The following is a 2,330-nucleotide window of genomic DNA, read 5'->3' as shown; positions in this document are numbered from 1 at the left end:
GAGCCGGACCTCACGCGCCGGGGCCGGGGCGGTGAGGCCGGCGAGGTGGCGGTCGTAGAAGCCGGTGTCCAGGCGTACGCCGGTGAAGTCCGGGTGGCGCAGGGAGCGGACCAGCAGGTCCCGGTTGGTGACCGGGCCGTGGATGCGGGCGCGTTCGAGGGCGCGGGCGAGGAGGCGTACGGCCTCGGTGCGGGTCGGGGCGTGGGCGACGACCTTGGCCAGCATCGGGTCGTAGTGCACCGGGACGGTGTCACCCCCGGTGTATCCGGTGTCGAGGCGTAGACCGGGCGCGTCCGGCACCTCGAACGAGAGCAGTGCTCCGGTCTGCGGCTGCCAGTCGCGGGCCGGGTCCTCGGCGTACAGCCGGGCCTCCACGGCGTGCCCGTGGGGTTCGGGCGGGGTGGCGGCGGGCAGGGGCCCGCCCTCCGCGACGCGTAGTTGCAGGGCGACCAGGTCGAGCCCGAACACCGCCTCGGTGACGGGGTGTTCCACCTGGAGGCGGGTGTTCATCTCCAGGAAGTACGGCCGGCCCTCGGCCGAGACGAGGAACTCGACGGTGCCCGCTCCCCGGTAGCCCACCGCCTGTGCGGCGGCGACGGCGGCCTCGTGCAGCCGCCCCCGCACCCCGTCGTCGAGCCCCGGCGCGGGCGCCTCCTCGATCACCTTCTGGTGGCGGCGCTGGAGCGAGCAGTCCCGGGTGCCCAGCGCCCACACCGCGCCCCGGTCGTCGGCCATGACCTGGACCTCGACGTGCCGGCCGCGTTCGACGTACGGCTCGGCGAAGACCTCGCCGTCACCGAAGGCCGCGACGGCCTCGGCGGTGGCCGCCGCCAGCTCCCCGGGCAGGTCGCCGAGTTCCCGGACGACCCGCATGCCGCGCCCGCCGCCGCCCGACGCCGCCTTGAGCAGCAGCGGCAGGTCCTCCGCGGTGGCGGCGGCCGGGTCCACGGGGGTCAACAGGGGCACCCCGGCTGTGGCCATCAGCTCCTTGGCGCGGGTCTTGGACGCCATCAGCTCGATCGCCTTGACCGGCGGCCCCACCCAGAGGAGTCCGGCGTCCTGCACGGCCCGGGCGAAGGCGGCGTTCTCGGACAGGAATCCGTACCCCGGGTGCACGGCGTCGGCCCCGGCGGCGAGCGCCGCCGCCACGACGAGGTCCCCGCGCAGATAGGTGTCGGCGGGCGCGGCCCCCGGCAGGCGTACGGCGGTGTCGGCCTCCCGTACGTGCAGGGCACCGGCGTCCGCGTCGGAGTACACGGCGACGGTGGCGATGCCCAGCTCCCGGCAGGTGCGGAAGATCCGGCAGGCGATCTCGCCCCGGTTGGCGACGAGGAGCGTACTGATCGTGGTCATGGGCCCTCACATCCGGAAGACGCCGAAGCCGCCGCGGGCGCCCTCGACCGGTGCCGTGTGGATCGCGGACAGGCACATCCCGAGGACGGTTCTGGTGTCGCGCGGGTCGATGACCCCGTCGTCGTACAGCCGCCCCGACAGGAACACCGGCAGGGACTCCGCCTCGATCTGCTGCTCGACCACGGCCCGCAGTCCGGCGTCGGCCTCGTCGTCGTAGGGCAGGCCCTTGGCGGCGGCGGAGGCGCGGGCGACGATCGACAGGACGCCGGCGAGCTGCTGGGGTCCCATGACGGCGGACTTGCCGCTGGGCCAGGCGAAGAGGAAGCGGGGGTCGTAGGCGCGTCCGCACATGCCGTAGTGGCCGGCGCCGTAGGAGGCGCCCATCAGGACCGACAGGTGCGGGACGCGGGAGTTGGAGACGGCGTTGATCATCATGGCGCCGTGTTTGATGATGCCGCCCTGCTCGTACTCCTTGCCGACCATGTAGCCGGTGGTGTTGTGCAGGAAGAGCAGCGGGATGTCGCGCTGGTCGGCGAGCTGGATGAACTGGGCGGCCTTCTGCGACTCCTCGCTGAACAGCACGCCCCGCGCGTTGGCGAGGATGCCGACCGGGTAGCCGTGCAGCCGGGCCCAGCCGGTGACCAGGCTGCTCCCGTACAGCGGCTTGAACGCGTCGAAGTCCGACCCGTCCACCAGCCGGGCGATCACCTCACGCGGGTCGAAGGGCACCTTCAGATCGCCGGGGACGACGCCGAGCAGCTCCTCCTCGTCGTACTTCGGCGGCTCGGCGGGCGGCGGGTCGGCGTGGGCCTTGCGCCAGTTGAGCCGGGCGACGATCCGGCGGGCCTGCCTCAGCGCGTCGGGCTCGTCCACGGCGAAGTGGTCGGCCAGCCCCGAGGTGCGGGCGTGCATCTCGGCGCCGCCGAGGGACTCGTCGTCGCTCTCCTCGCCGGTGGCCATCTTCACCAGCGGCGGCC

At 73.8% G+C, this 2,330-nt stretch carries 2 protein-coding genes; both read right to left on the bottom strand.

From position 1 onward, the window contains the following. Positions 1–1,353, bottom strand: a 1,353-nt coding sequence (locus IH13_RS0105880) for an acetyl-CoA carboxylase biotin carboxylase subunit (RefSeq protein ID WP_324605163.1), incomplete at its 3' end; no start/stop codon positions are given. A gap of 6 nt (positions 1,354–1,359) precedes the next feature. Continuing rightward, on the bottom strand, positions 1,360–2,330 hold a 971-nt coding region (locus tag IH13_RS0105875; protein ID WP_031081605.1), incomplete at its 5' end, for an acyl-CoA carboxylase subunit beta.

Origin of the sequence: Streptomyces sp. NRRL WC-3549, from assembly GCF_000721935.1 — a bacterium.
Taxonomy (GTDB): domain Bacteria; phylum Actinomycetota; class Actinomycetes; order Streptomycetales; family Streptomycetaceae; genus Streptomyces.
The sequence above is the reverse complement of the archived record's forward strand: the minus strand, read 5'-3'. Positions and strand labels throughout refer to the sequence as shown.